We start from the raw sequence: 24,174 nt of genomic DNA, 5'->3' as shown, positions 1-24,174 counted from the left end.
AAAAAAAACAACAATTGGCATTGATGTACATGGCACGCTGTTGAGTTCTCAACCACCCGGCGCCCACAGATCGAACCCTCTCGGGTCTTCCCTGCGGCGGTTCCTCCATGCTACCCGGGTCTCAGGCGGGATCCAAACCCGCCGTCCCCCTCGGGGAGCCCCCCGCGCGACCGTCGTCCCGCCCCTGGCGAGGGGCGGTGAAGAGGGTGTTGCGGGGGCTGCCCGGCGGGACCGGCCACCTCCCGGTGTCCGTGCCTCCCGTCCTGGGCACGAGGAAGAACCATACGCACCTGTCCCGCCGGAGTCAAACCGGGGGTCAGCGGGTGGCGTGCCGGCGCCGCGACGCCACCTGCCCGCCCACCACGAGCAGCAGGGCGATGAGGAACATGGCCGCCCCGACCACGTTGACCTGCACCGGGATGCCGCGCTGGGCGGCGCCCCAGACGTACAGCGGGAAGGTCACGGTCCGCCCGGAGTTGAAGTTCGTGACGATGAAGTCGTCGAACGACAGCGAGAAGGCGAGCATCGCGGCGGCGGCGATGCCCGGCGCCACGAGCGGGAGCGTGACCCGGACGAAGGTCTGCCACTCGGTGGCGTACAGGTCCATGGCCGCCTGCTCGATCCGCGGGTCCAGCCCCGCGACCCGTGCCTTGACGGTCACGACGACGAAGCTGACGCAGAACATGACGTGGGCGATGAGGATCGTCCAGAAGCCCGGCTGCGCCCCGGCCGCGACGAACAGCGTCAGCAGCGAGGACCCCATGACCACCTCGGGGGTCGCCATGGGCAGGAACACCAGCAGGTTCGTGGAGCCGCGCCCGCGGAAGCGGTGCCGGCCCAGCGCGAAGGCCATGAGCGTGCCGAGCAGCGTGCTCACGACGGTCGCCAGGAACGCGATCCGCAGGCTCGTGCCCAGCGCGGCGCACATGCCCGGCGCCGCGCAGGGATCGAGCCAGTTGTCGAGGGTGAAGCCGCCGAACACGTAGCTCAGCCGGCCCCGCGGCTCGTTGAACGACAGCGCGACGACCACGAGCACGGGCAGGCACATGTAGAGCAGCACCAGCCCGGCGGCCACCTGGACGAGGTGGTCCCCCGCCCAGCGGCGCAGCCCGCTCACACCAGCTCCTCGGTGCCGGCGCGGCGCACGTACAGGCTGACGAGCACGACGATGCTGACCATGAGGACGCAGGACAGGGCGGCCGCCTCCGGGTAGTCCAGCCGGACGAGGAACGAGCTGTCGATGACGTTGCCGAGCATGTACTGGTTCGGCGTCCCGAGGAGCTCGGCGTTGATGTAGTCCCCCGCCGCCGGGATGAACGTCAGCAGCGTGCCCGCGACCACGCCCGGCAGCGACAGCGGGAAGGTGACCTTCCGGAACGCGGTCCACGCGCCCGCGTACAGGTCGCCGGCCGCCTCGACGAGGCGGTGGTCCAGGCGCTCGAGCGAGGCGTAGAGCGGCAGCACCATGAACGGCAGGAAGTTGTAGGTCAGGCCGGTCACGACCGCGACGGGCGTCGCGAGCAGCCGCCCGCCCTCCGGCACCACCCCCAGCGCGCGCAGCACGTCGACGACCCAGCCGTTGTCCGCCAGGACCGTGGTCCAGGCGAGGGTGCGCAGCAGGAAGCTCGTGAAGAACGGCGCGATGACGAGCACGAGCAGCACGCCGCGCCAGCGACCGGCCTTGAAGGCGAGGGTGTACGCGAGCGGGTACGCCAGCAGCAGCGCCAGGACCGTGGCCGTGCCGGCGTAGAGGAAGGAGCGCCCGAGCTGCGGGGCGTAGTCCGCGAGGGCCGAGGCGTAGTTGCCCACCGCGAAGGCGGCGCGGTAGCCGGTCTCCAGGGAGCCCGAGGGGTCGTACAGGCTGGTCGCCACGAGCTGCACGGTCGGCGCGACGAAGAAGACCGCGAGCCAGGCCAGGCCCGGGAGCAGCAGCGCGTACGGCACCCAGCGCCGGCCCGCCCGGCTGCCGCGCGGCGGCGCCGGCGACCCGGTGAGCCGGGCGCCCGCCGGCGGCAGGTGACCGGTGACGCTCACGCGACCGGCGCCGCGACCGGGGCGGCCGCGTCCTCGTCGAGGTCCGCCCCCGCCGCGGCGTCCTGCGCCGCGTCGAGCGCGAAGCCGTGCCGCGGCTCCCAGCTCACCACGACCGCGTCGCCCGGGCGCACCCCGGCGTCGCGCCCGAGGTTCTGCGCGAACACCACGACGTCCTGGCCCCAGGGCGTGCGCACCACGTGCTGCGTGCTCACCCCGGTGAAGCTCGAGTCGACGAGCGTGCCGGGCAGGGCGTTCGCCGCCGCGGCGCCGTCCCCGGCGCGCCCGAGGTGCACCTTCTCCGGCCGTACGCCCAGCCAGAGCGCGTCGGTCCCCTGGGCGCACCGCCGCGCCGGCACCGCGAGGCGGTGCCCGCCGACCTCGACGAGGACGTCGTCGCCGCTGCGCCCCGTCACGCGCCCGCGCAGGAGGTTGGACTGGCCGAGGAAGTTCGCGACGAAGGTGGTGGCGGGGTTCTCGTAGAGCTCGGCCGGCGGACCCATCTGCTCCACCCGGCCCTGGTTCATGACCGCGATGGTGTCGGCCATGGTCATGGCCTCCTCCTGGTCGTGCGTCACGTGGACGAACGTGATCCCGACGCCGGTCTGGATCCGCTTGACCTCCAGCTGCATCTGCCGGCGCAGCTTGAGGTCGAGCGCGCCGAGCGGCTCGTCGAGCAGGAGGACCTGCGGGTGGTTGATGAGCGCGCGGGCGAGGGCGACGCGCTGCTGCTGGCCGCCGGAGAGCTGCGCGGGCTTGCGCCGGCCGTACCCGGCCAGCTCGACGAGCTCGAGCATGCGCTCCACCTGCGGGCCGACGTCCTTGACGCGGCGCCGCCGCAGGCCGAAGGCCACGTTCTCGAAGATGTCGAGGTGCGGGAAGAGCGCGTAGCTCTGGAAGACCGTGTTCACGGGCCGCTTGTACGGCCGCGCCCGGGTCACGTCCTGGTCGCCGAGCAGCACCCGCCCCTCGGTCGGCACCTCGAGCCCGGCGACCATGCGCAGCGTCGTCGTCTTGCCGCAGCCCGACGGGCCCAGCAGCGCGAAGAAGCTGCCCGCCGGCACGACGAGGGAGAGGTCGTCGACCGCGGTGAACGGGCCGAACCGCTTGGTGACCCCCTCCAGGCGCAGGTCGACGCCGGGGGCGCCCGCCGCCTCAGGCACCGATGACCTTCTGGAACTGGTCCTCGTACGAGCGCTCCTCGTCCTCGGACAGGCTGCGGAAGACGTACGCCTGGGACAGCTGCTCCTGGGTGGGGAAGATCAGCGGGTTCTCCGCCAGGGCGGGGTCGATCTTCTCCATCTCCGCCTGCGCGCCCTCGACCGGGCAGATGTAGTTGACCCACGCGGCCAGCTGCGCGGCGACCGCAGGGTCGTAGTAGTGGTCCATGAAGCGCTCGGCGTTCTTCTTGTGCTGGGCGCGGTTGGGCACGAGCATGTTGTCGCTGAAGAGCGCCATCCCCTCCTCCGGGGCGACGAACTTGATGTCGGGGTTCTCCAGCTGCAGCTGGATGACGTCGCCGGACCAGGCCACGCAGGCGGCGATGTTGCCCGCGGCGAGGTCCTGCGCGTACTCGTTGCCGGTGAACCGGCGGATCTGCCCGGAGTCCACGGCCCGCTGGAGCTTGTCGACGGCCTCGGCGAAGTCGTCGTCGGTGAAGTCGGTGGGGTCCTTGTCGAGGCTGCGCAGCACCAGCAGCATCGTGTCGCGCATCTCGGACAGCGCGGTGACCTTGCCCTTGAGGTCGGGGCGGGTCAGCAGCTCGTCGACGGTGCGGACCTCGCCGGTGAGGGCCGCGTTGTACGCGATGCCGGTCAGCCCGCTCTGCCACGGCACCGAGTAGCGCCGGCCCGGGTCGAAGCCGGGGTCCTCGAGGGCCCCGAGGAGGTTCGCGGTCACCTGCGGCAGGTTGTCCTTGTCCAGCTCCTGCACCCAGTTGAGGCGGATGAGCCGCCCGGCCATCCAGTCCGTCAGGACGACGACGTCGCGGCCGGTGTCCTGCCCCGCCGAGAGCTGGGGCCGGACCTTGCCGAAGAACTCGTTGTTGTCGTTGACGTCCTCGGTGTAGTCGACCTCGATGCCGGTCTCCGCCGTGAACGCCTCGAGCGTCGGGCGCTTCGACGGGTCCGCCTCGTCGACGTCGATGTAGAGCGGCCAGTTGGACACCGTCAGGCGCTTGTCGGTGTCGGACCGGTCCTGGGCGGCCTGGTCCTGCGGCGCCGCCGCCGTCCCCTCGGTGCCGCAGGCGGCGAGCAGGCCGCTGCCGGCCAGCGCCGCGCCGCCCGCGGCCGCGCCGCGCAGGAAGCGCCGGCGGCTCAGCGGCAGGCCGGCGAGGGCCGGCGGCAGGGGCGGCAGCCCGCGCTGCGGGCGGGCGTGGGGGTCGCGCATGGGCTGCTCCTCCGGCGGTGGTGCGGCGTACGGGTCCGGCTGCGGCATCCGTCGTGCCGCGCCCGAACGGGAGCCGATGGTGTCATCCGTGCGGGGCCAGGACAAGCGATTCCGCAGCGTCGCGGCCGTCCCGCAACGGGAACGCCACACGCCCGGAACCTGACCCGCCCAGCGGGCGCACCGTCCGCGACGCCCCCGTGCGCCAGCGTGACGGAGCGCACTCCGCGGCCCCGCGCGCACCCTGCCACACTGGGCGCCCCCGCCCGTGGGAGGTGGCCGACCCTGAGCCCCGATCGTGACGCGCCCGTGACGGTGCCGGGCCCCGCCCTGGGCGTCCTGCACGTCCTGCCGACCCTCGGCGAGGTGCTCGCCCTCGGGCCGCTGCGCCGGGCGGGGGCGCGCGTCGCCGCCGCGGGCGCCGCCCTGGACCGCCCCGTCCGCTGGGTGCACATCGCCGAGGTGCCCGACATCGCCCGCGAGCTGTCCGGCGGCGAGCTGGTCCTCACCACCGGCCTCGGCCTGCCGGACGACCAGGAGGGGCTCGCCCGCTACGTCGACACCCTCGCCGACGTCGGGGCGGCCGGGCTCGCGGTCGAGCTCGGCCGCCGCTGGGAGCGGCTCCCGCAGGCCCTCACCGGGCGGTGCGAGCGCCGCGCGCTGCCGCTCGTCGCGCTGACCCGGCCCACGCCCTTCGTCGCGGTCACCGAGGCGGTGCACGGGCGCATCGTCGACGCGCAGGTGGCCGAGCTGCGGGCGACCGACGAGGTCCACCGCACCTTCACCGAGCTGTCCGTGGAGGGGGCCGACGCGGCGCAGGTGCTGCGCGAGGTGGCGCGCATGGCCGGCTCGCCCGTCGTGCTCGAGAACCTGGCGCACCGGGTGCTCGCGTACGACGCCGCGGGGCAGGACCCGCAGGCGCTGCTCGAGCGGTGGGAGGCGCGCTCGCGCGCGGCGGCCGCCGCCGTCGCGGGCGACGCCGGGCGGACCGGGCACGACGCGGCGCAGGGGTGGCTGGTCACGGCCGTCGGCGCCCGCGGGCAGGACTGGGGGCGCCTCGTGCTCGTCCTCGAGGGCGACGGCCCGCCGCCGGCGCGCCTCGCGGTCGTCCTGGAGCGGGCCGCCTCGGCGCTGGCCCTGGACCGGCTGGTGCGCCGCGACGAGGAGTCGCTCGAGCGGCGCACCCACGGCACGCTCCTCGCCGGTCTGCTCGCCCACGCCGCCCCCGGGGCCGAGGTCGCCCTGCGGGCGCGGGCCCTCGGCGTGCCGCTGGAGGGCCGGCGCCTCGTCGGCGTGGTGCTGCGCCTCGTGGCGCCACCGGGCTCGCCCACGGGCGGCTCCCCCGCTCCGCGCGACGTGCAGGAGCGGCTGCGCGACCTCGCCGAGCAGGCCGCGGCCGCGGCGCGGGGTGCCGGGGTGCCCGCGCTGACCGCGCCGCTCGACGCGGCCGCGCCCCGGGGCGTGCCCGACGCGGTCGGCATGCTCCTGTCGCTGTCCGCGCGCGACCGCGAGGACGACGTCCTCACCGCGCTGGCGGCGGCCGTACGGGCCCGGCCGGACGCCGGAGGGGTGGTGGTCGCCGCCGGCTGCGCCGTCGGGGCCGTCACCGACGCCCGGCGCTCGCTCGAGGAGGCCGCCCAGGTCGCCGACGCCGCCCTGGCGCAGGGTGGCGGGGCGGGACGGGCGTACCACCGGCTGCCGGACGTGCGCGTCCGCGGCCTGCTGCACCTGCTGCGCGACGACCCGCGGCTGCAGACGTACGTCGAGCGCGAGCTCGGCCCGCTGCTCGCCTGGGACGAGGCGCACGGCACGGCGCTCGTCGCGGCGCTGGGGACGTACCTCGCCCACGGGCGCAACAAGAGCGCGGCGGCGGAGGCCGCCCACCTGTCCCGGCCGGCGTTCTACGAGCGGCTGCGCAAGGTCGAGCAGGTGCTCGGCGTGGACCTCGACGGGGTGGAGTCGTGCCTCTCGCTGCACGTCGCGCTGCTCGCCCTCGACGCGGTGCGCCGCTGAGGGGTCCCCTCAGGCGGTGCGCCGGCCGGCGACCCACGTCCCCAGCACGCCGATGCCCGGCCACTCCTGGGCGTCCACCCGGGTCGGGTCGGCGTCGAGGTGCACGAGGTCCGCACGCAGCCCGGGGGCGAAGGTGCCGCGCAGGTGCTCCTCGTGCGCCTGGTACGCCGGCCCCTGGACCGCCGCCGACAGGGCCGCGGCGACCGGGAGGCGCTCGTGCGGAACCCAGCCCCCCGGCGGCTCGCCGCCGTCGGGCGTGCGGCGGGTCACCGCGACGCCGACCCCGTCGAGCGGGCGCAGCGAGGACACCGGCCAGTCCGAGCCGAAGGAGAGCACGGCACCGGTGCGCAGCAGGGAGGCCATCGGGTACTGCCGCCCGCCGCGCTCGGGACCGAGCCGCGGCAGCGTGAGGTCGGTCTGGCAGGCGTCGAGGCAGGCCCACAGCGGCGAGAAGTTCGCGACGACGCCGAGGGCGGCGAAGCGCGGCAGGTCCGCGTCGTCGACCAGCTGGGTGTGCGCCACGACCGGCCGCCGCGCGGTGCGCCCTCGGGCGCGCCGCACCCCCTCCACGGCGTCGAGGGCACTGCGCACGGCGGCGTCGCCGATCGCGTGCACGTGCAGGCCGAACCCGTCGGCGTCGAAGGCCTCGGCGGCGGCGGCGAGCTCGTCCGGCTCCCACACCGGCATCCCGTGGTGCGAGCACCCGCCGCCGGCGTAGGGCTCGAGCAGCGCGGCGGTGCCCGCCTCGAGCACGCCGTCGGCGAAGAGCTTCACGGTGCGCGCGGACACCTGCGGGTCGCCCTCGGCGGCGTCGCGGGCCGCCCGGAACCCCGCCCGCTGGCGCTGCCAGGTGCCCGGCTCGGCCCGCAGGCACAGGTCGGTGCGCACCGGCAGCGCGCCGGCGCGCGACAGGGCGAGCGCGCGCTGCACGTCGTCCGGGCCGCACAGCGCGTCCTGGACCCAGGCGACGCCCGCGTCGGCGAGCAGCTGCCAGGCCCGGAGCAGGCCGCGGCGCAGGTCGTCCTCGCCCCGCTCGGGCAGGTGGGCGCGGACGAGGTCCATGGCGCCCCACTCCACGAGCGTCCCCAGCGGCTCGCCGTCCTCGCGCCGCAGGACCTGCGCGGCGGGCGGGTCGGGCGTCGCGCGGTCGACGCCGGCCCGGCGCAGCGCAGCCGTGTTCACCCACAGCACGTGGTGGTCGGCCGAGGTGAGCGCGACCGGCCGGTCCGGCACCGCGGCGTCCAGCCAGCGCGCGTCGAACCGGCCGCCGGGGGCCAGCGCGGGGTCGTACGAGGACCCCAGCACCCACTCGGCGCCCGGGTGCTGCGCCGCGTGCCGGCGCACCGCCGCGACGACCTCGTCCACCGAGCCGCAGTCGCGCAGGGGGGCGTCGAGCAGCTCGACGCCCCCGTGCGACGGGTGGGCGTGCCCGTCCGCGAAGGCCGGCAGCAGGCAGCCGCCGCCGAGGTCGACCTCCGCGGCGGCGCCGGCGAGCTCGAGCGCGTCGTCGTCGAGGGCGACCACCCGCCCGTCCCGCGCCAGGAGCGCCCGCGCCCGCGGCGCCGCCGGGTCCAGCGTGAGGACGGTGCCCCCGCGGAAGAGGGTGCCGCTCACGCCTCGATGTTGGCCATGACGTGCTTGATGCGCGTGTAGTCCTCGAGGCCGTAGAGCGAGAGGTCCTTGCCGTAGCCCGAGTGCTTGAAGCCGCCGTGCGGCATCTCCGCGACGATGGGGATGTGCGTGTTGATCCACACGCAGCCGAAGTCCAGCCGCTTGCTCATGCGCATCGCCCGGCCGAAGTCCTTGGTCCAGACGCTGGAGGCCAGGCCGTACGGCACGCCGTTGGCCCACCGGACCGCCTCGTCCTCGTCGGTGAAGCGCTGGACGGTGATGACCGGCCCGAAGACCTCGTTCTGCACCATCTCGTCGTCCTGGCGCAGCCCGGCGACGACGGTCGGCTCGACGTAGAAGCCGCGGTCGCCCAGGCGGTGCCCGCCCGCGGTCACCTGGGCGTGCTCGGGCGCGCGGTCGAGGAACCCGGTGACCCGCTCGAGCTGCAGGGCGTTGTTGACCGGCGGGACGTACGCGTCCTCGTCGGTGCGCCCGCCCTCGTACGTGGTCGTCGTCGCCCTCGCCTGCTCGGTGAGCGCGGCGACGAAGTCGTCGTAGAGCCCCGGGCCCGCGAGCACGCGGGTGGCCGCGGTGCAGTCCTGCCCGGCGTTGAAGTAGCCGGCCTCGGCGATGCCGGCGGCGGCGGCCTCGACGTCGGCGTCGTCGAACACCACGACGGGCGCCTTGCCGCCGAGCTCGAGGTGCACGCGCTTGAGGTCGCGCGAGGCGGACTCGGCGACCTGCATGCCCGCGCGCACCGAGCCGGTGATCGCGACCATCTGCGGGGTCGGGTGCTCGACCAGCTGCCGCCCGGTGGCCCGGTCGCCGCAGACGACGTTGAGGACGCCCGGCGGCAGGTGCTCGGCGGCGACCTCCGCGAGCAGCAGCGTGCTCAGCGGGGTGGTGTCGCTCGGCTTGAGCACGATCGTGTTGCCCGCCGCGAGCGCGGGCGCGATCTTCCAGACCGCCATCATCAGCGGGTAGTTCCACGGCGTCACCTGCCCGACCACGCCCACCGGCTCGCGGCGCACCCAGGAGGTGTGCCCGGCCATGTACTCCCCGGCGGAGCGGCCCTCGAGCACCCGGGCGGCGCCGGCGAAGAACCGCAGCTGGTCCACCGACGGCGGCACCTCCTCGCTGCGGGTCAGCGCCACCGGCTTGCCGGTGTTGAGGCTCTCGGCCTCGACGAACTCCTCGGCGCGCGCCTCGACGGCGTCGGCGATGCGCAGCAGGGCCCGCTGCCGCTCCGCGGGGGTGGTGCTCCCCCACTCCTCGAACGCCTTCGCGGCGGCGGCGTACGCCGCGTCGACGTCCTCCGCGCCCGAGACCGGGGCGGTGGCGAAGACCTCGCCCGTCGAGGGGTCGACGAGGTCGGAGGTGCGGCCGTCGCGGGGGTCGACGTGCTCCCCGCCGACGAAGTTGCGCAGGACGCGCTGGTCGCTCATCGGGTCTCCTGTCCGGGCTGGTGCGGCGTCGCGCAGCCTAGGTGCGCCCGGACGCGGCATCAAGCGGTCCCGGAGAGCCCGGACGACGGAAACCGGGACGTGACGGCATCGTGACGACGGAATCCGCCTGTCGCGCTTGCCCGCGGCGGCGCCGCTCCCCGACCATCGTGCGGTGGCAGGGACTGCGGGCAGGCGACCGGCCCTCGACGACGTGTCGAAGGCGATCATCGAGCAGCTGCAGGAGGACGGCCGGCGGCCGTACGCGGCGATCGGCAAGGCGGTGGGGCTGTCCGAGGCGGCCGTGCGCCAGCGGGTGCAGCGCCTCCTCGAGGGCGGCGTCATGCAGGTCGTGGCCGTCACCGACCCGCTCCAGGTGGGCTTCACCCGCCAGGCGATGATCGGGCTGCGCGTCGACGGGGACATGGAGGTCGTCGCGGACGAGATCGCCGCGATGCCCGAGGTCGACTACGTGGTCATCACCGCCGGGTCCTTCGACCTGCTCGTCGAGGTCGTGTGCGAGGACGACGACCACCTGCTCGAGCTGCTGTCCCGGCGGATCCGCTCGCTGCCGCAGGTCCGCACCACCGAGACGTTCGTCTACCTGCGCCTGCGCAAGCAGCAGTACGACTGGGGGACGCGCTGACGCCCGTCGGGCCCGCTGGACGACGGAAAGCGTCGCTGGACCGATCGCTGACGACTGGATACGCTGCCTGAGAGCCCTCGGGGCTGCGGAAGCCGCAGCCGGGCCCCACCACCACAGACACGGGACACCGCATGACCGCGACCGAGCAGATCGTCACCCCGACCTCCACCGGCACCGACCCCGGCGGGCCGTCGGAGCTCTCCGAGGCCGCCCGCCGCCACCTCTGGATGCACTTCACGCGCCACTCGACGTACGAGGAGGGCGGCGCGGTCCCGGTGATCGTGCGCGGCGAGGGGCCGTACGTGTTCGACGAGCGCGGCAAGCGCTACCTCGACGCGCTGTCGGGGCTGTTCGTCGTGCAGGTCGGGCACGGGCGGCGCGAGCTGGCCGAGGCCGCGGCCCGCCAGGCCACCGACCTCGGCTTCTTCCCGCTGTGGTCCTACGCCCACCCGCAGGCCGTGCGGCTCGCCGAGCGGCTCGCCGCCGCCGCGCCGGGCGACCTCAACCGCGTCTTCTTCACCACGGGCGGCGGCGAGGCCGTCGAGACCGCGTGGAAGGTCGCCAAGCAGTACTTCAAGCTCACCGGCAAGCCGATGAAGCACAAGGTCATCAGCCGCGCGGTGGCGTACCACGGCACCCCCCAGGGCGCGCTGTCCATCACCGGCATCCCCGACGCGAAGAAGTACTTCGAGCCGCTCGTGCCCGGCGCTCACAAGGCGCCCAACACGAACTTCTACCGGGCGACCGAGCACGGGGACGACCTCGAGGCGTTCGGGCGCTGGGCCGCGGACCGCATCGAGGAGGCGATCCTCTTCGAGGGCCCGGAGACCGTCGCCGCCGTGTTCCTCGAGCCGGTGCAGAACTCCGGCGGCTGCTTCCCGCCGCCGCCCGGCTACTTCCAGCGGGTGCGCGAGATCTGCGACCGCCACGACGTGCTCCTCGTCAGCGACGAGGTCATCTGCGCCTTCGGCCGGCTCGGGACGACGTTCGCCTGCGACAAGTTCGGCTACGTCCCCGACCTGCTGACCTGCGCCAAGGGCATGACGTCCGGCTACTCCCCCATCGGCGCGATGATCGCCTCCGACCGAGTCATGGAGCCGTTCCTGCACGGGCAGAGCTACTTCGCCCACGGCTACACCTTCGGCGGGCACCCGGTCTCCGCGGCGGTGGCGATGGCCAACCTCGACATCTTCGACCGCGAGGGCCTGAACCAGCACGTGCTCGACACCGAGGGCGCGTTCCGGGCGACGCTGGAGAAGCTGCTCGACCTGCCCATCGTCGGCGACGTGCGCGGCGACGGCTTCTTCTACGGCATCGAGATGGTCAAGGACAAGGCCACCAAGGAGACGTTCGACGACGACGAGTCCGAGCGGCTGCTGCGCGGGTTCCTGTCCAAGGCCCTCTTCGACGCCGGGCTCTACTGCCGCGCCGACGACCGCGGCGACCCGGTGGTGCAGCTCGCGCCGCCGCTGGTGTGCGACCAGTCGCACTTCGACGAGATCGAGCAGGTGCTGCGCTCGGTCCTCACCGAGGCGTGGGCGCGCCTCTGAGCCGGCGCCCGGCCCCGCGCCCTGCCCCGCGCCCTGCCCCGCGGCCTGGCAGGATCCGCGCGTGAGCGCCCGCCCCCTCGACCTGCTCGACCTCGACCGCCTCCTCACCCCCGAGGAGCGCGACGTCCGGGACAGCACCCGCCGCTTCGTCGACGCGCGGGTGCGCCCGCACGTCGCGGGCTGGTGGGAGGCCGGCACGGTCCCGGCCCGGGAGCTCGCCCGCGAGGCCGGCGCCCTCGGGCTGCTCGGCATGCAGCTCGAGGGGTACGGCTGCGCCGGGCTGGGCGCGGTCGCGTACGGCCTGGCTTGCGCCGAGCTCGAGGCCGGCGACTCGGGCGTGCGCAGCCTGGTGTCGGTGCAGGGCTCGCTGGCGATGCACGCCGTGCACGCCTACGGCAGCGAGGAGCAGCGCGAGCGCTGGCTGCCGCCGATGGCGCGCGGCGAGGTCCTCGGCTGCTTCGGTCTCACCGAGCCCGACGCCGGGTCGGACCCGGGCTCGATGCGCACCCGCGCCGAGCGCGACGGCGACGACTGGGTGCTCAGCGGCACGAAGATGTGGATCACCAACGGCACCGTCGCCGACGTCGCCGTCGTCTGGGCCCGCACCGAGGACGGCGTACGGGGGTTCCTCGTGCCGGCCGGCGCCCCCGGGCTCACCGTCCGCGAGGTGCCGCGCAAGCTCTCGCTGCGCGCGTCCGTGACCGCCGAGCTGTCCCTCGACGGGGTGCAGGTGCCGGCCGACGCGCGGCTGCCCGGGGCGCGCGGGCTGTCGGCGCCGCTCTCGTGCCTGGTGCAGGCCCGGCTCGGCATCGTCGCCGGCGTGGTGGGCGCCGGGCGGGAGTGCCTCGAGACGGCGCTGCGCTACACCGGGGAGCGCCGGCAGTTCGGCCGGCCGCTCGCCGCCTTCCAGCTGACCCAGGCGAAGCTCGCGGACATGACGGCCGCCCTCACCGGCGCGGCGCTGCTCGCCGTGCACCTGGGCCGCATCGCCGAGGCGGGGGTCCTGCGCCCCGAGCAGGTCAGCCTCGGCAAGCTCAACAACGTCCGCGCCGCGCTCGAGGTCGCGCGCACCTGCCGCGCGCTGCTCGGCGGCGCCGGGATCACCCTCGACCACCCGGTGATGCGGCACATGGCGAACCTGGAGACCGTGCTGACGTACGAGGGGACCCACGAGGTCCACCAGCTCGTCGTCGGGCAGGCGCTCACCGGCATCGGGGCGTTCCGCTGATGGCCCTCGACCCGGCGGCCCTGCCCGGGCCCGCGCTGGCCTTCCTCGCCGAGCGCCACCTCGCCACGCTCACGACGCTGCGCCCGGACGGCACGCCGCACGTGGTGCCGGTCGGCTTCACCTGGGACGAGAGGGCGCGGGTCGCCCGGGTCATCACCGGCGGGGGCACCCGCAAGGCGCGCAACGCCGCGGCCGGCGGGCGGGCCGTCCTGTGCCAGGTCGACGGCTGGCGCTGGCTGAGCCTCGAGGGCCCGGTGCGGGTGCTCGACGACCCTGCGTCCGTGCAGGACGCGGTGCAGCGCTACGCCGAGCGGTACCGGCCGCCGCGGGAGAACCCCGAGCGCGTCGTGCTCGAGGTCGCCGTCGACCGGGTGCTGGGCCTCGTCGAGCGTCCCGCGCCCCGCGGCTGAGGGTCCCCCGCGGGACGGCGGGCGCCCGTGCCGGGTGGCCCGGCCGCCGCACGGGTCAGGAGACCCGGTCGATGCGCCGGTCGATGACGACCGTGTCGTCGCTGAGCGGGGCGGCGTCGGCGAGGTCGACCTCGCGGGGCGCCCCCTCGACGCGGGCCGTCCGCTCGTCCTCGGCGTCGTGCGCCGCGGCGGGGCCCGGGTGCGCGGCGGGCGGCGCGTCCTGGAGGCGGTCGCGGCGCAGGAGCACGTCGACGGCGAGGTCGAGCGCGTCGTCGACCTGCGCCTCGTCGTAGCCCCGGAACCGCACGTGGAAGACGGCCCGGCGCACGGACTCCGCGTCGAGCGGCTCGCCGACCGGCGCGCCGTCGAGCGTCGCGGCGAGCTCGGCGAGGAACGCGTCGACCTCGCGCGGGGCGTAGCCGCGGCGCAGCCCGCCGGCGCGCGCGAAGCGCGTGCCCGGGGCGGCGTCGAGGACGTCGAGGAGCTCCTCGGGCACCCCTGCGCCGGCGTCGTCGGCCGCGGTGCGCGCACCGGGCACGGCGGCGCGCCGCTCGGCGGCGAGCGCGCGCAGCTCGAGCACGTCGAGGTGGGCGTCGACGGCCGTCACGTCGTAGCCGCCGCGCACCAGGTCGAAGCCGGCGCGACGGATCTCCGCGGCGGTGACGCCGGCGGCCCCGGGGGCGCCCTCGAGCGCCTCCTGCACCCTGGCGAGGAACCGGTCGACCTGCGGGCGGGCGTACCCCCGCGTCATGCCCGTGGCCCTCGGGAAGCTCGCCACCGCTACCGCTCCTGTCAGTCGCCGGCCTCGCTCGTCGCGGCGAGCTGTCCGCACGCCCCGTCGATCTCGCGCCCCCGGGTGTCGCGGACGGTCACGGCCACGCCGTGGCGCTGCAGCCGCCGCACGAACTCGCGCTCGTCCTCCGGCCGGGAGGCCGTCCACCGCGACCCCGGGGTGGGGTTGAGGGGGATGAGGTTCACGTGCACGAGGTGCCCGGAGAGCAGCTCGCCGAGCAGGTCGGCGCGCCACGCCTGGTCGTTCACGTCCTTGATGAGGGCGTACTCGATGCTGGCACGCCGCCCGGTCGCCCGCGTGTAGCGCCACGCCGCGTCGAGCACCTCGCGCACCTTCCACCGGGTGTTCACCGGGACGAGCTCGTCGCGCAGCGCGTCGTCGGGCGCGTGCAGCGACACGGCGAGGCGCACCGAGAGCCCCTCCTCGCGCAGGCGGTCGATGGCCGGCACGAGGCCGACCGTGGAGACCGTCACCGAGCGCTGGCTGATGCCGAGGCCGTCGGGGGCGGGGTCGGTGATGCGCCGCACCGCGCCGAGGACCGCCTTGTAGTTCGCCAGCGGCTCGCCCATGCCCATGAACACGACGTTGGACAGGCGCGCCGGCCCGCCGGGCACCTCGCCGTCGCGCAGGGCGGCCGCGGCGGCGCGGACCTGGTCCACGATCTCCGCGGCGGACATGTTGCGGGTCAGGCCCGCCTGCCCGGTGGCGCAGAAGGGGCAGTTCATGCCGCAGCCGGCCTGCGAGGAGACGCACACGGTGGCCCGGTCCGGGTAGCGCATGAGCACCGACTCGACGAGCGCGCCGTCGAAGAGGCGCCACACCGTCTTGCGGGTCGTGCCGCCGTCGGCCTCGAGCGTGCGCACCGGCGTCAGCAGCGGCGGCAGCAGGGACGCGCCGAGGCGCTCGCGCAGCGCCGCCGGAAGGTCGGGCATGCGCGCCGGGTCGGCGGTGAGGTGCCCGAAGTAGTGCGTCGAGAGCTGCGCGGCCCGGAAGCCCTTCTCGCCGAGCTCCTCCACAGCGGCGCGCCGGTCGGCCGGGGCGAGGTCCGCGAGGTGCCGCGGCGGCTTGGCCCGCCGCGGCGCGGCGAAGGTCAGCAGGCCGGGGCGCGGCGGCGCGGCGGGCGCGGCGGCGGCGCTGCCGGCGTCGGGCGCCGACGCGGGCGGCTCGGCCGGCGGGACGGCGGCGAGCGCCGGCACGGGGGCGTCGAGCGGGTCCGCAGCGGGCACGTCGGGGGTGGCGGGCTGGACAGGCATCGTCCTGCCAGTCTGGCACGCGGCGCGCGCCCGGCCCGCACGTCGAGACCGACGTCACGCCGCACGAGCGCGACGCAGCCGTACGAAGCCCCGGAGGTCCCGTGCCCGACCTGCCCGACCCGTCCCCCGCCCGCGTCCTCGTCGTCAACGCCGGGTCGAGCAGCCTCAAGCTCGCCGTGCTCGACCGCGGCGGGGCCGTCCTCGCCGCGCGCACCGTCGAGCGGTGGTCGCGGGACGACCTCGCCCCGCTGCGGGCGCTGCTCGACGAGGCCGGCGGGGCCGACGCCGTCGGGCACCGGGTGGTGCACGGCGGCGGGCGCTACGAGGCGCCGGTGCTCGTCGACGACGCGGCGCTGGCCGCGCTCGACGAGACCGTCGCGCTCGCGCCGCTGCACAACCCGCCCGCGCTCGCCGCGGTGCGCGCGGTCCGCGAGGCCCTGCCCGGGGTGCCCGCGGTCGCCTGCTTCGACACCGCCTTCCACGCGACCCTGCCGGCCGCCGCCGCGACGTACGCCCTCCCGCGGGGGCTCACCGAGCGCTACGGGCTGCGCCGCTACGGCTTCCACGGCCTGAGCCACGCCTACGCGGCGCGCCGCGGGGCCGAGCTCGCCGGGCGGCCGCTGGAGGACCTGCGCGCGGTGACCTGCCACCTCGGCGCCGGCGCCTCCCTCGCCGCGGTCCGCGGCGGGCGCTCGGTGGACACCACGATGGGCTTCACCCCGCTCGAGGGCCTCGTCATGGTCACCCGGTCGGGGACGGTCGACCCCGGGATGCTGCTCTGGCTGCTGCGCCAGGACGGCGTCGACGTCGACGGCCTCGAGCGCACCCTCCTGCGCGAGTCCGGCCTGGCCGGGCTGTCCGGCACCTCGGGCGACCTGCGCGACGTGCTCGCCGCGCGCGACGCCGGCGACGACGGCGCGGCGCTGGCGTACGACGTCTTCGTGCACCGGCTGGCGAGGGAGGCCGCGGCGATGACGGCGGCGACCGGCGGGCTCGACCTGCTCGTGCTGACCGGCGGCATCGGCGAGCACTCCGCGCCGGTGCGGCGCGACCTCGCCGCGCGCCTGGCGCACCTCGGTGCCGCCGTCGACGACGCGGCGAACGACGCGGCCCACGGCGACGCCGTCGTGTCCCCCGACGGCTCCCCCGTGGCGGTCGCCGTCGTGACGGCGCGCGAGGACCTGGAGATCGCGCGGCAGGTGCGGGAGGTCGTGGCGGCGGGCTGAGCGCCGGGCGTCAGCCGGCCCCGAGCGCCGCGGCGAGCACGAGGTGCACGACCGGCGCGGTGGGCAGCAGCGAGTCGAGGCGGTCCATGAAGCCGCCGTGCCCGGGCAGCAGCGAGCCCATGTCCTTGATGCCGAGGTCGCGCTTGACCATCGACTCGCCGAGGTCGCCCACGGTCGCGGTGAGCACCGCGAGCAGGCCGAGCAGCGCCCCCTGCCACGGCGCCAGGCCGACGAGCGCCCCGCCCGCGAGCCACCCGACCAGCACGGCCGCCAGCACCGAGCCGCCGACGCCCTCCCACGACTTCTTCGGCGACACCGTGGGCGCCATCGGGTGCCGGCCGAGGAGCACCCCCGCGGCGTACCCGCCGGTGTCGGAGGCGACGGTGACGAGGATGAACAGGACGACGCGGCTGACGCCGTCGTCCTCGCGCAGCATGAGCACGGCGAAGCCGGCGAGGAACGGGACGTAGACCGCGGCGAACACGGCCGCGGTCGCGTCGCGGGCGTACCCGCGCGCCCCCTCCGGCAGCCGCCACAGCAGCACCGCGGCGACGGTGGCCGCCAGCGCCACGACGAGCGCCTCCGCGCCGCCGGCCCAGGCGCCGGCGAGCATCGCGGCGCCGCCGACGAGGACGGGCGGCAGCGGCACGCGGATGCCGCCGGCGAGCAGGGCGTTGCGCAGCTCCCACAGCCCCGCGGCGAGCACCGCGCCGACGAGCACGACGAACGCGACCGGCTCGACGACGAGGCTCGCCACCACGGCCGCGGCCAGCGCGACGCCCACGCCCACCGCCGCGGGCAGGTCGCGCCCGGCGCGGCTGCGCTTCTCCGGCGGCGGCACCGGCTCGACCGGCACCGGCTCCACCGGCGAGGTCGGCTCGTGGACGCTCGGCGGCGAGGGCGGCAGCCCGCCGGGGACGGGCGGGTCGGGCGTCTCCTGCACGTGCGGGTCCGCCTAGACCTCGAGGAGCTCGGCTTCCTTGTGCTTGAGCAGGTCGTCGACGTTCGCCACGTAGCGGCCCGTGACCTCCTCGAGCGACTTCTCCGCGCGGCGCACCTCGTCCTCGCCGGCGTCGCCGTCGCGCACGAGGCGGTCGAGCGCCTCCTTGGCGTGCCGGCGCACGTTGCGGATCGAGACGCGCGCGTCCTCGGCCTTGCTGCGCGCGACCTTTATGTACTCCCGCCGGCGCTCCTCGGTGAGCTGCGGGAGCACGACGCGGATGATGCTGCCGTCGTTGGTCGGGTTGACGCCCAGGTCGGAGTCGCGGATCGCGCGCTCGACCGCCGGCAGCGACGACTTGTCGTACGGCTGCACGATGATCATGCGCGCCTCGGGCGTCTGGAACGACGCCAGCTGGTTCACCGGCGTCGGCGCGCCGTAGTAGTCGACGACCACCTTGGAGAACATCGCGGGCGTCGCCCGGCCGGTGCGGATCGTGGAGAAGTCCTCGCGGGCCACGCCCACCGCCTTCTCCATCTTCTCCTCGGCCTCGAAGAGGGTCTCCTCGATCACGCTGCGCTCCTGTCGCTCGTCCGCCTCGGCCCGTCCCGCGCCCGCCGCCGCTCAGGCGGCGGCGTCGTCCCCGGTGACGAGCGTCCCGATCCTCTCACCACGCACGACCCGCGCGATGTTGCCGTCCCGCATGAGGTCGAACACCACGATGGGCAGCGCGTTCTCCTGGCAGAGGCTGAACGCCGCGGCGTCGGCGACCTTGAGGTCGCGGCGCAGCACCTCGGCGTAGCTCACGCGCTCGTAGCGGCGCGCGTCCGGCACCCTGCGCGGGTCGGCGTCGTACACGCCGTCGGTGCCGTTCTTGCCCATGAGCAGCGCGTCGCAGTGGATCTCCAGCGCGCGCTGGGCCGAGACGGTGTCGGTGGAGAAGTACGGCATCCCGGCGCCGGCGCCGAAGATCACGACGCGGCCCTTCTCGAGGTGGCGGATCGCGCGGCGCGGGATGTACGGCTCGGCGACCTGGCCCATGGCGATCGCGGTCTGCACCCGCGTGTCGATGCCCTGCTTCTCGAGGAAGTCCTGCAGCGCGAGGCAGTTCATGACCGTGCCGAGCATGCCCATGTAGTCCGCGCGGGCCCGGTCGATGCCGCGCTGGGACAGCTCCGCGCCGCGGAAGAAGTTGCCCCCGCCGACGACGATGGCGACCTCCGTGCCGCCGCGCACCACGTCGGCCACCTGCCGGGCCATGTCCTGCACGACGTCCGGGTCGACCCCGACGCCACCGCCGCCGAACACCTCGCCGGACATCTTGAGCAGGACCCGCCGGTACGGCGCCGCGGCCCGCCCCTCGTCCTGCGCCCGGTCCGGCGCCCCGTCCTGGGCCCGGTCCTGCGCCCCGTCCTGCGTCACGGTCAGCTCCACGCTCGCTCCTCGGTCGTACGGCTCGTCGGGCTGGGTCTGGGTCGCTCGCCGGTGGTCGCTCGCCGGTGGTGGCCCGCCGGGGGCCGGTCGCCCGGGGCCGGGTGCGCGCCGGTCCCCGCCCCCGGGTCGGGGACGGGGACCGGTCGCACCGCGGTCCGGCCGGCCTCAGGCCTGGCCGACCTCGAAGCGCGCGAAGCGGCTGACGCTCACGCCGGCGGCGTCGAGGACCGCCTTGACGGTCTTCTTGCTGTCCTGGACCGAGGCCTGCTCGAGCAGGACGACGTCCTTGAAGAAACCGTTGACCCGGCCCTCCACGATCTTGGGCAGCGCCTGCTCGGGCTTGCCCTCCTCGCGGGCCGTGGCCTCGGCGATGCGCCGCTCGTTCTCGACCGTCTCGGCCGGGACCTCGTCGCGGGTGGTGAACTGCGGGCGCATGGCCGCGACCTGCATGGCCGCGCCGCGCGCCGCCTCGGCGTCGCCGCCCTCGAACTCCACGAGCACGCCGACCTGCGCGGGCAGGTCCGAGGAGCGCTTGTGCATGTACGCGGCGACCTGCTTGCCCTCGCCGCCGAGCAGCGCCACGCGGCGCAGCTCGAGCTTCTCGCCGATGACGGCGGAGGCGGCGGAGATGCTCTCCTCGACGGTGCGCCCGTCGGCCAGCTGCTCGCCGAGCACGGCCTGCACGTCGTCGAGGCGCCGGGCCGCGACGTGGGCGACGATGTCGTTGGCGAGCTGCTGGAACTGCTCGTTCTTGGCGACGAAGTCGGTCTCGCAGGCGAGCTCGATCATCGCGCCCTCGGCCGCGGCCACGAGGCCGTTGGACGCGCTGCGCTCGGCGCCGCGCTTCTGGGCCTTGGCCGCACCCTTGACGCGCAGCTCCTCGATGGCCTTCTCGAAGTCGCCGTCGGTCTCGGTGAGCGCCTTCTTCGCGTCCATCATCCCGGCGCCGGTGGCGTCGCGGAGCTTCTTGACGTCCGCGGCGGTGAAGTTCGCCATGGTGGTCGGTCCCCTCGTCTCGTTCGTACCGGGCGCGCCCCCGACGGCCCGGCACCCTCGTGGGGTGCCGGGCCGTCGGGGACCGCTGCTGGTGGTGTGCCTCAGGCCTGCGGGGCGGTCGGCTCGACGACACCCGGGCCGCCGGCCGGCGTGCCGCCGGTGTCCTCGGCGGAGGCGGTCTCCGCGGCCGCGGCCTCGGCCGGAGCGTCGGCCGCGGGGGCCTCGGCAGCGGCGGCCGCGGCGGCCTCCGGAGCGGCACCGGCCGCGTCGCCCGCGAGGAGCGCCTGCTCCCACTCCGGCAGCGGCTCGTCGCCGCCGAGCTCGGCGCCGGCCGCGGCCTGGGCCGCGTCGTTGCCGCCCGCGCGGGCCATGAGGCCGTCGGCGACGGCGTCGGCGAGCACGCGGGTGAGCAGCGTGACCGAGCGGATCGCGTCGTCGTTGCCCGGGATCGGGTAGTCGACCTCGTCCGGGTCGCAGTTGGTGTCGAGGATCGCCACGACCGGGATGCCGAGCTTCTTGGCCTCGCCGACCGCGATGTGCTCCTTCTTGGTGTCCACGATCCAGACCGCGCTCGGGACGCGGGCCATGTCGCGGATGCCGCCGAGGGTGCGCTCGAGCTTCTCCTTCTCGCGCTGCAGGACGAGGAGCTCCTTCTTGGTCATCCCCGAGCCCGCCACGTCGGCGAAGTCGATCTCCTCGAGCTCCTTGAGGCGCTGGAGCCGCTTGTAGACCGTCTGGAAGTTCGTCAGCATGCCGCCGAGCCAGCGCTGGTTGACGTAGGGCATGCCCACGCGCGTCGCCTGCTCGGCGATCGCCTCCTGCGCCTGCTTCTTGGTGCCGACGAACAGCAGCGAGCCGCCGTGCGCCACGGTCTCCTTGACGAAGTCGTAGGCGCGGTCGATGTAGCTCAGCGACTGCTGGATGTCGATGATGTAGATGCCGTTGCGCTCGGTGAAGATGAAGCGCTTCATCTTCGGGTTCCACCGACGGGTCTGGTGCCCGAAGTGGACGCCGCTCTCGAGCAGCTGCCGCATGGTGACGACGGCCATGGCCGCGCTCCTCCTGCGCCCGCGGCGAGCCCCGGACGGGGACGCGGCGGGCGCGCTCTCGGTTCCTCGCGCCGGCCGGGCGGCCGGTGCGCCTGACGCCCGCGGCGGCGCCCGTGCCGCGAGGGGACGCGGACCGGAGGGCGCTCCCCCGCCGTCGCGGCGGGAAGCGGGCGTGCGAAGTCGACCCGCACGGACGGGTCGCTCCGGCCAGTGTAGGGGACGCGGCGCCCCGCCTCACCCGCCGCCGGCGCCGGGCTCCACCGGGCGGCCGACCACGCCGTGCAGGTGGCAGGCCGCGACGTGCCCCGTCCCGGCGCCGACCCCCTGCAGCGCGGGGTCCACCAGCGGGCAGGGCTCGAAGGCGTCCGGGCAGCGGGTGCGGAACCGGCAGCCGCTCGGCGGCGCGGTCGGGCTCGGGACGTCGCCGCGCAGCACCACGCGCCGGCGGGCGCGCTCGCGGCGCGGGTCCGGCACCGGCACGGCCGAGAGCAGGGCGCGGGCGTACGGGTGGGCCGGCTCGGCCTCGAGGTCCGCCCGCGCGGCGACCTCCACGACGCGCCCGAGGTACATCACCGCCACCCGGTCGCTGACGTGGGCGACCGCCGCGAGGTCGTGGGCGATGAACAGGTACGTGAGCCCCAGCTCGCGCTGCAGGCGGCGCAGCAGGTTGAGGACCTGGGCCTGGATGGACACGTCCAGCGACGCGACCGGCTCGTCGAGCACGATGAAGTCGGGCTCGCCGGCGAGGGCGCGGGCGATGCCGACGCGCTGGCGCTGGCCGCCGGAGAGCTCGTGCGGGTGCCGCTCGCGCCAGTCCGGGTCCAGGCCCACGAGCTCGAGCAGCTCGCCGACGCGGCCCCGCCGGTCGGCGCGGTGCAGGCCGTGCACCTCCAGCGGCTCGCTCACCGCCTGCCCCACCGTGCGGCGGGGGTCGAGCGACGCGTACGGGTCCTGGAAGACCATCGCGACGCGGCGCCGCAGCGCGCGCAGGTCCCGCTGGCCGAGCGCGGTGACGTCGGTCCCGTCGAGGACCACCCGGCCCGCCGTCGGCTCGACGAGGCGCAGCACCGCCTGCCCGAGGGTCGACTTGCCGCAGCCGCTCTCCCCCACCAGCCCCAGCGTCTCGCCGCGGCGCACGTCGAGGTCGACGCCGTCGACCGCGCGCACGGCGCCGGCAGGGCGGCGCAGCACGCCGCGCCCGCGCACCGGGAAGTGCACCTCGAGCCCCCGGACCCGCAGCAGCTCGTCCGCGCTCACCGGCGCACCTCGCAGAACGTCGCGGCGGCGTGCGCGGGGCCGACCGGGCGCAGCGGGGGCACCTGCTCGTCGCAGCGGGCGTCCCCGCGGCCCGCCGCGGCGACGGGGCAGCGGGGGCGGAAGGCGCACCCGGGCGGCAGCCGCGCCGGGTCCGGCGGCAGGCCGGGGATCGCGGCCAGCTCCTCGTCCTCGCGCCCGAGCACGGGCAGCGACCCGAGCAGCCCGACGGTGTACGGGTGGCGCGGGTCGTCGAAGAGCGCCTCGACCGGCCCGTCCTCGACGACCCGGCCGGCGTACATGACCACGACGCGGTCGGCGATGCCGGCGACGACGCCGAGGTCGTGGGTGATCCAGACGACGGCGGTGCCCAGCTCGCGCTGCAGGTCGGCCACGAGCTCGAGGATCTGCGCCTGCACCGTGACGTCGAGGGCGGTCGTCGCCTCGTCGGCGACGAGGACGTCGGGGTCGCAGGAGATGCCGATCGCGATCATGACGCGCTGGCGCATGCCGCCGGAGAGCTGGTGGGGGTGCTCGTCGAGCCGGCGGCGCGGGTCGGGGATGCCGACCCGCCCGAGCAGGTCCAGCGCGCGCTCGCGGGCGGCGGCGCCGCTGAGCCCGAGGTGCTCCTGCATGCCCTCGGTGAGCTGGCGGCCGACCGTCAGCACCGGGTTGAGCGAGGTCATGGGGTCCTGGAAGACCACCCCGACGCCGGGCCCCCGGACGCGGCGCAGCTCCTCCGGGGCCATCGCCAGCAGGTCGCGCCCGTCGAGCAGCGCCCGGCCGGTCACCTCCGCGCCGCCGGGCACGAGGCCCAGCATCGAGAGCACGCTGACCGTCTTGCCGCTGCCGGACTCGCCGACGACGGCGAGGGTCTCGCCGCGCCGCACGTCGTACGAGATGCCGTTGACCACCCGCGCGTCGGGGCGCCCGCGGCGCCCGGGGAAGCGCACGGCGAGGTCCCGGACCGCGAGGGCGGGCACGTCCGTGCCGGCGACGGGGGCGGCGGGGGCGGGCGGGGTCATGCGCGGCTCCTCGAGCGCGGGTCGAGGACGTCGCGCAGGCGGTCGCCCAGCACGTTGAAGGCGAGCACGACGAGGAAGATCGCCAGGCCGGGGAAGAGCGCCATCCACCACGCCTGCTCGATGAAGCCGCGGCCCTCCACGAGCATCCGGCCCCACGAGGGCTCCGGGGGCTGCGTGCCGAGGCCGATGAACGACAGGGCCGCCTCGGAGAGGATCGCGAACGCGAGGCTGATCGAGGTCTGGACGATGATCGGGCCGGCGACGTTGGGCAGCACGTGCAGGCCGAGGATCCGCACGTCGGACGCCCCCGCGGACCGGGAGGCCCGCACGAAGACCTCCTCGCGCACGCTCAGCACGCTGGCGCGGGTCACGCGGGCGAAGATCGGCGTGTAGACGACGCCGATGGCCACCATCGCGTTGGTGGTGCCGGGGCCCAGGACGGCGAGCACCGCGATGGCGAGCAGGATCGCCGGGAACGCGAAGAGCACGTCCATGACGCGCATGACGACGTCGTCGACCCAGCGGCCGTAGTAGCCCGCGACGAGCCCGCACAGCACGCCCGCCACCAGCGCGATCCCGACGGCCACGAGCCCCACGCGCAGCGAGGCCGCCGCGCCGAGCAGCACGCGGGACAGGACGTCGCGGCCGAGCTCGTCCGTGCCGAAGGGGTGGGCGCCGCTGGGCGCCTGCAGCCGCTCCTGCACGTCGACCTCGTTGGCGCCGTACGGGGCGAGCACGCCGCCGAGGACGGCCGCGAGGACCAGGACGAGCAGGACCACCAGCGCCCCGACGGCGGCGGGGTCGCGCAGCAGGTCGCGCACCACGAGGCGCCAGCCCGTGGCCTCCGCGGGAGCGGCGAGGTCGCCGGCCTCGCGCACCGGCAGGGGG

The 24,174-nt window shown here is 75.7% G+C and carries 22 protein-coding genes; 6 read left to right on the top strand and 16 right to left on the bottom strand.

The features are described 5' to 3' along the window. Positions 1-316: 316 nt before the first annotated feature. From D5H78_RS05245 to D5H78_RS05230, 4 genes are read right to left on the bottom strand one after another with little or no spacing between them, the layout of a single operon-like run. Entirely contained in the window at positions 317-1,117 is an 801-nt protein-coding gene (locus D5H78_RS05245; RefSeq protein ID WP_119949212.1) for an ABC transporter permease, read from the bottom strand. Further along, on the bottom strand, positions 1,114-2,034 hold the full coding sequence (locus D5H78_RS05240) for an ABC transporter permease (protein WP_218566250.1): 921 nt from the start codon (positions 2,032-2,034) through the stop codon (positions 1,114-1,116). Before D5H78_RS05240 ends, D5H78_RS05245 begins: the two co-directional genes overlap by 4 nt. Further along, a complete protein-coding gene (locus D5H78_RS05235) occupies positions 2,031-3,194 on the bottom strand; it encodes an ABC transporter ATP-binding protein (RefSeq protein ID WP_119949211.1) in 1,164 nt (387 codons plus the stop codon). Before D5H78_RS05235 ends, D5H78_RS05240 begins: the two co-directional genes overlap by 4 nt. Continuing rightward, positions 3,187-4,419 (bottom strand): polyamine ABC transporter substrate-binding protein, encoded by a 1,233-nt coding sequence (locus D5H78_RS05230; RefSeq protein ID WP_119949210.1) that lies wholly within the window; start codon positions 4,417-4,419, stop codon positions 3,187-3,189. The genes D5H78_RS05235 and D5H78_RS05230 overlap by 8 nt, the downstream gene beginning before the upstream one ends. A gap of 306 nt (positions 4,420-4,725) precedes the next feature. Between D5H78_RS05230 and D5H78_RS05225 the strand changes: the two genes are divergently transcribed. After that, positions 4,726-6,429 (top strand): PucR family transcriptional regulator, encoded by a 1,704-nt coding sequence (locus D5H78_RS05225; RefSeq protein ID WP_218566249.1) that lies wholly within the window; start codon positions 4,726-4,728, stop codon positions 6,427-6,429. Positions 6,430-6,438: 9 nt separating this feature from the next. Here the strand turns inward: D5H78_RS05225 and D5H78_RS05220 are convergent, their stop codons facing one another. Together D5H78_RS05220 and D5H78_RS05215 are read right to left on the bottom strand one after the other, a co-directional pair. Then, positions 6,439-8,043: an amidohydrolase gene (locus D5H78_RS05220; protein WP_119949209.1), complete on the bottom strand. Its 1,605-nt coding sequence runs from the start codon at positions 8,041-8,043 to the stop codon at positions 6,439-6,441. Continuing rightward, on the bottom strand, positions 8,040-9,485 hold the full coding sequence (locus D5H78_RS05215; RefSeq protein ID WP_119949208.1) for a gamma-aminobutyraldehyde dehydrogenase: 1,446 nt from the start codon (positions 9,483-9,485) through the stop codon (positions 8,040-8,042). Before D5H78_RS05215 ends, D5H78_RS05220 begins: the two co-directional genes overlap by 4 nt. 172 nt (positions 9,486-9,657) lie before the next feature. Here D5H78_RS05215 and D5H78_RS05210 point away from each other — a divergent pair, with 172 nt between their 5' ends. The 4 genes from D5H78_RS05210 to D5H78_RS05195 all read left to right on the top strand — a co-directional run bounded on the left by D5H78_RS05210 (position 9,658) and on the right by D5H78_RS05195 (position 13,316). Beyond that, positions 9,658-10,128, top strand: coding sequence for an Lrp/AsnC family transcriptional regulator (locus D5H78_RS05210; protein ID WP_119949207.1), 471 nt, complete (start codon positions 9,658-9,660; stop codon positions 10,126-10,128). 131 nt (positions 10,129-10,259) lie between these two features. After that, the gene (locus tag D5H78_RS05205; protein WP_119949206.1) at positions 10,260-11,678 is read left to right on the top strand and encodes an aspartate aminotransferase family protein; all 1,419 of its coding nucleotides are present in this window, start codon (positions 10,260-10,262) and stop codon (positions 11,676-11,678) included. 61 nt (positions 11,679-11,739) lie between these two features. Continuing rightward, positions 11,740-12,906, top strand: a complete 1,167-nt coding sequence (locus D5H78_RS05200; RefSeq protein WP_119949205.1) for an acyl-CoA dehydrogenase family protein — start codon at positions 11,740-11,742, stop codon at positions 12,904-12,906. Next, positions 12,906-13,316, top strand: a complete 411-nt coding sequence (locus D5H78_RS05195) for a TIGR03618 family F420-dependent PPOX class oxidoreductase (RefSeq protein WP_119949204.1) — start codon at positions 12,906-12,908, stop codon at positions 13,314-13,316. Before D5H78_RS05200 ends, D5H78_RS05195 begins: the two co-directional genes overlap by 1 nt. Before the next feature lie 55 nt (positions 13,317-13,371). On the opposite strand, the gene D5H78_RS05190 is transcribed toward D5H78_RS05195, so the two are convergent. After that, positions 13,372-14,094 (bottom strand): DivIVA domain-containing protein, encoded by a 723-nt coding sequence (locus D5H78_RS05190; protein WP_119949203.1) that lies wholly within the window; start codon positions 14,092-14,094, stop codon positions 13,372-13,374. A 14-nt stretch (positions 14,095-14,108) separates the two neighbouring features. Further along, the gene (gene rlmN / locus D5H78_RS05185; RefSeq protein ID WP_119949202.1) at positions 14,109-15,362 is read right to left on the bottom strand and encodes a dual-specificity RNA methyltransferase RlmN; all 1,254 of its coding nucleotides are present in this window, start codon (positions 15,360-15,362) and stop codon (positions 14,109-14,111) included. 101 nt (positions 15,363-15,463) lie between these two features. On the opposite strand from rlmN, the gene D5H78_RS05180 reads away from it, so the two are divergent. Then, positions 15,464-16,588: an acetate/propionate family kinase gene (locus tag D5H78_RS05180; RefSeq protein ID WP_218566248.1), complete on the top strand. Its 1,125-nt coding sequence runs from the start codon at positions 15,464-15,466 to the stop codon at positions 16,586-16,588. A 10-nt stretch (positions 16,589-16,598) separates the two neighbouring features. Here the strand turns inward: D5H78_RS05180 and D5H78_RS05175 are convergent, their stop codons facing one another. The 8 genes from D5H78_RS05175 to D5H78_RS05140 form a co-directional block, all read right to left on the bottom strand. Beyond that, positions 16,599-17,531: a phosphatidate cytidylyltransferase gene (locus D5H78_RS05175; RefSeq protein ID WP_218566247.1), complete on the bottom strand. Its 933-nt coding sequence runs from the start codon at positions 17,529-17,531 to the stop codon at positions 16,599-16,601. Positions 17,532-17,543: 12 nt separating this feature from the next. Continuing rightward, the gene (frr, locus tag D5H78_RS05170) at positions 17,544-18,101 is read right to left on the bottom strand and encodes a ribosome recycling factor (protein WP_119949201.1); all 558 of its coding nucleotides are present in this window, start codon (positions 18,099-18,101) and stop codon (positions 17,544-17,546) included. Positions 18,102-18,152: 51 nt separating this feature from the next. Further along, positions 18,153-18,857, bottom strand: coding sequence for a UMP kinase (gene pyrH / locus D5H78_RS05165; RefSeq protein WP_342782413.1), 705 nt, complete (start codon positions 18,855-18,857; stop codon positions 18,153-18,155). 270 nt (positions 18,858-19,127) lie between these two features. Further along, positions 19,128-19,958, bottom strand: a complete 831-nt coding sequence (tsf, locus tag D5H78_RS05160; RefSeq protein ID WP_119949200.1) for a translation elongation factor Ts — start codon at positions 19,956-19,958, stop codon at positions 19,128-19,130. A gap of 101 nt (positions 19,959-20,059) precedes the next feature. Beyond that, entirely contained in the window at positions 20,060-21,007 is a 948-nt protein-coding gene (rpsB, locus tag D5H78_RS05155) for a 30S ribosomal protein S2 (RefSeq protein ID WP_119949199.1), read from the bottom strand. Positions 21,008-21,241: 234 nt separating this feature from the next. Beyond that, the gene (locus D5H78_RS05150) at positions 21,242-22,279 is read right to left on the bottom strand and encodes an ABC transporter ATP-binding protein (RefSeq protein WP_218566271.1); all 1,038 of its coding nucleotides are present in this window, start codon (positions 22,277-22,279) and stop codon (positions 21,242-21,244) included. After that, positions 22,261-23,286: an ABC transporter ATP-binding protein gene (locus tag D5H78_RS05145; protein ID WP_119949197.1), complete on the bottom strand. Its 1,026-nt coding sequence runs from the start codon at positions 23,284-23,286 to the stop codon at positions 22,261-22,263. Before D5H78_RS05145 ends, D5H78_RS05150 begins: the two co-directional genes overlap by 19 nt. Next, complete coding sequence (locus D5H78_RS05140; protein ID WP_425472917.1) at positions 23,283-24,110, bottom strand: ABC transporter permease; 828 nt, start codon at positions 24,108-24,110, stop codon at positions 23,283-23,285. The genes D5H78_RS05145 and D5H78_RS05140 overlap by 4 nt, the downstream gene beginning before the upstream one ends. Between the last annotated feature and the right edge of the window lie 64 nt (positions 24,111-24,174).

It is taken from the genome of Vallicoccus soli (assembly GCF_003594885.1).
GTDB classification, from domain to species: domain Bacteria; phylum Actinomycetota; class Actinomycetes; order Motilibacterales; family Motilibacteraceae; genus Vallicoccus; species Vallicoccus soli.
This window is presented reverse-complemented; position numbering and strand designations above follow the sequence as displayed.

What these genes read in the sequence shown, in the direction of transcription:
- D5H78_RS05145 (WP_119949197.1), bottom strand. Translation starts at nt 23,286, where the DNA reads ATGACCCCGCCCGCCCCCGCCGCCCCCGTCGCCGGCACGGACGTGCCC.
- rlmN (WP_119949202.1), bottom strand. Translation starts at nt 15,362, where the DNA reads ATGCCTGTCCAGCCCGCCACCCCCGACGTGCCCGCTGCGGACCCGCTC.
- D5H78_RS05195 (WP_119949204.1), top strand. Translation starts at nt 12,906, where the DNA reads ATGGCCCTCGACCCGGCGGCCCTGCCCGGGCCCGCGCTGGCCTTCCTC.
- tsf (WP_119949200.1), bottom strand. Translation starts at nt 19,958, where the DNA reads ATGGCGAACTTCACCGCCGCGGACGTCAAGAAGCTCCGCGACGCCACC.
- D5H78_RS05230 (WP_119949210.1), bottom strand. Translation starts at nt 4,419, where the DNA reads ATGCGCGACCCCCACGCCCGCCCGCAGCGCGGGCTGCCGCCCCTGCCG.
- rpsB (WP_119949199.1), bottom strand. Translation starts at nt 21,007, where the DNA reads ATGGCCGTCGTCACCATGCGGCAGCTGCTCGAGAGCGGCGTCCACTTC.
- D5H78_RS05205 (WP_119949206.1), top strand. Translation starts at nt 10,260, where the DNA reads ATGACCGCGACCGAGCAGATCGTCACCCCGACCTCCACCGGCACCGAC.
- D5H78_RS05215 (WP_119949208.1), bottom strand. Translation starts at nt 9,485, where the DNA reads ATGAGCGACCAGCGCGTCCTGCGCAACTTCGTCGGCGGGGAGCACGTC.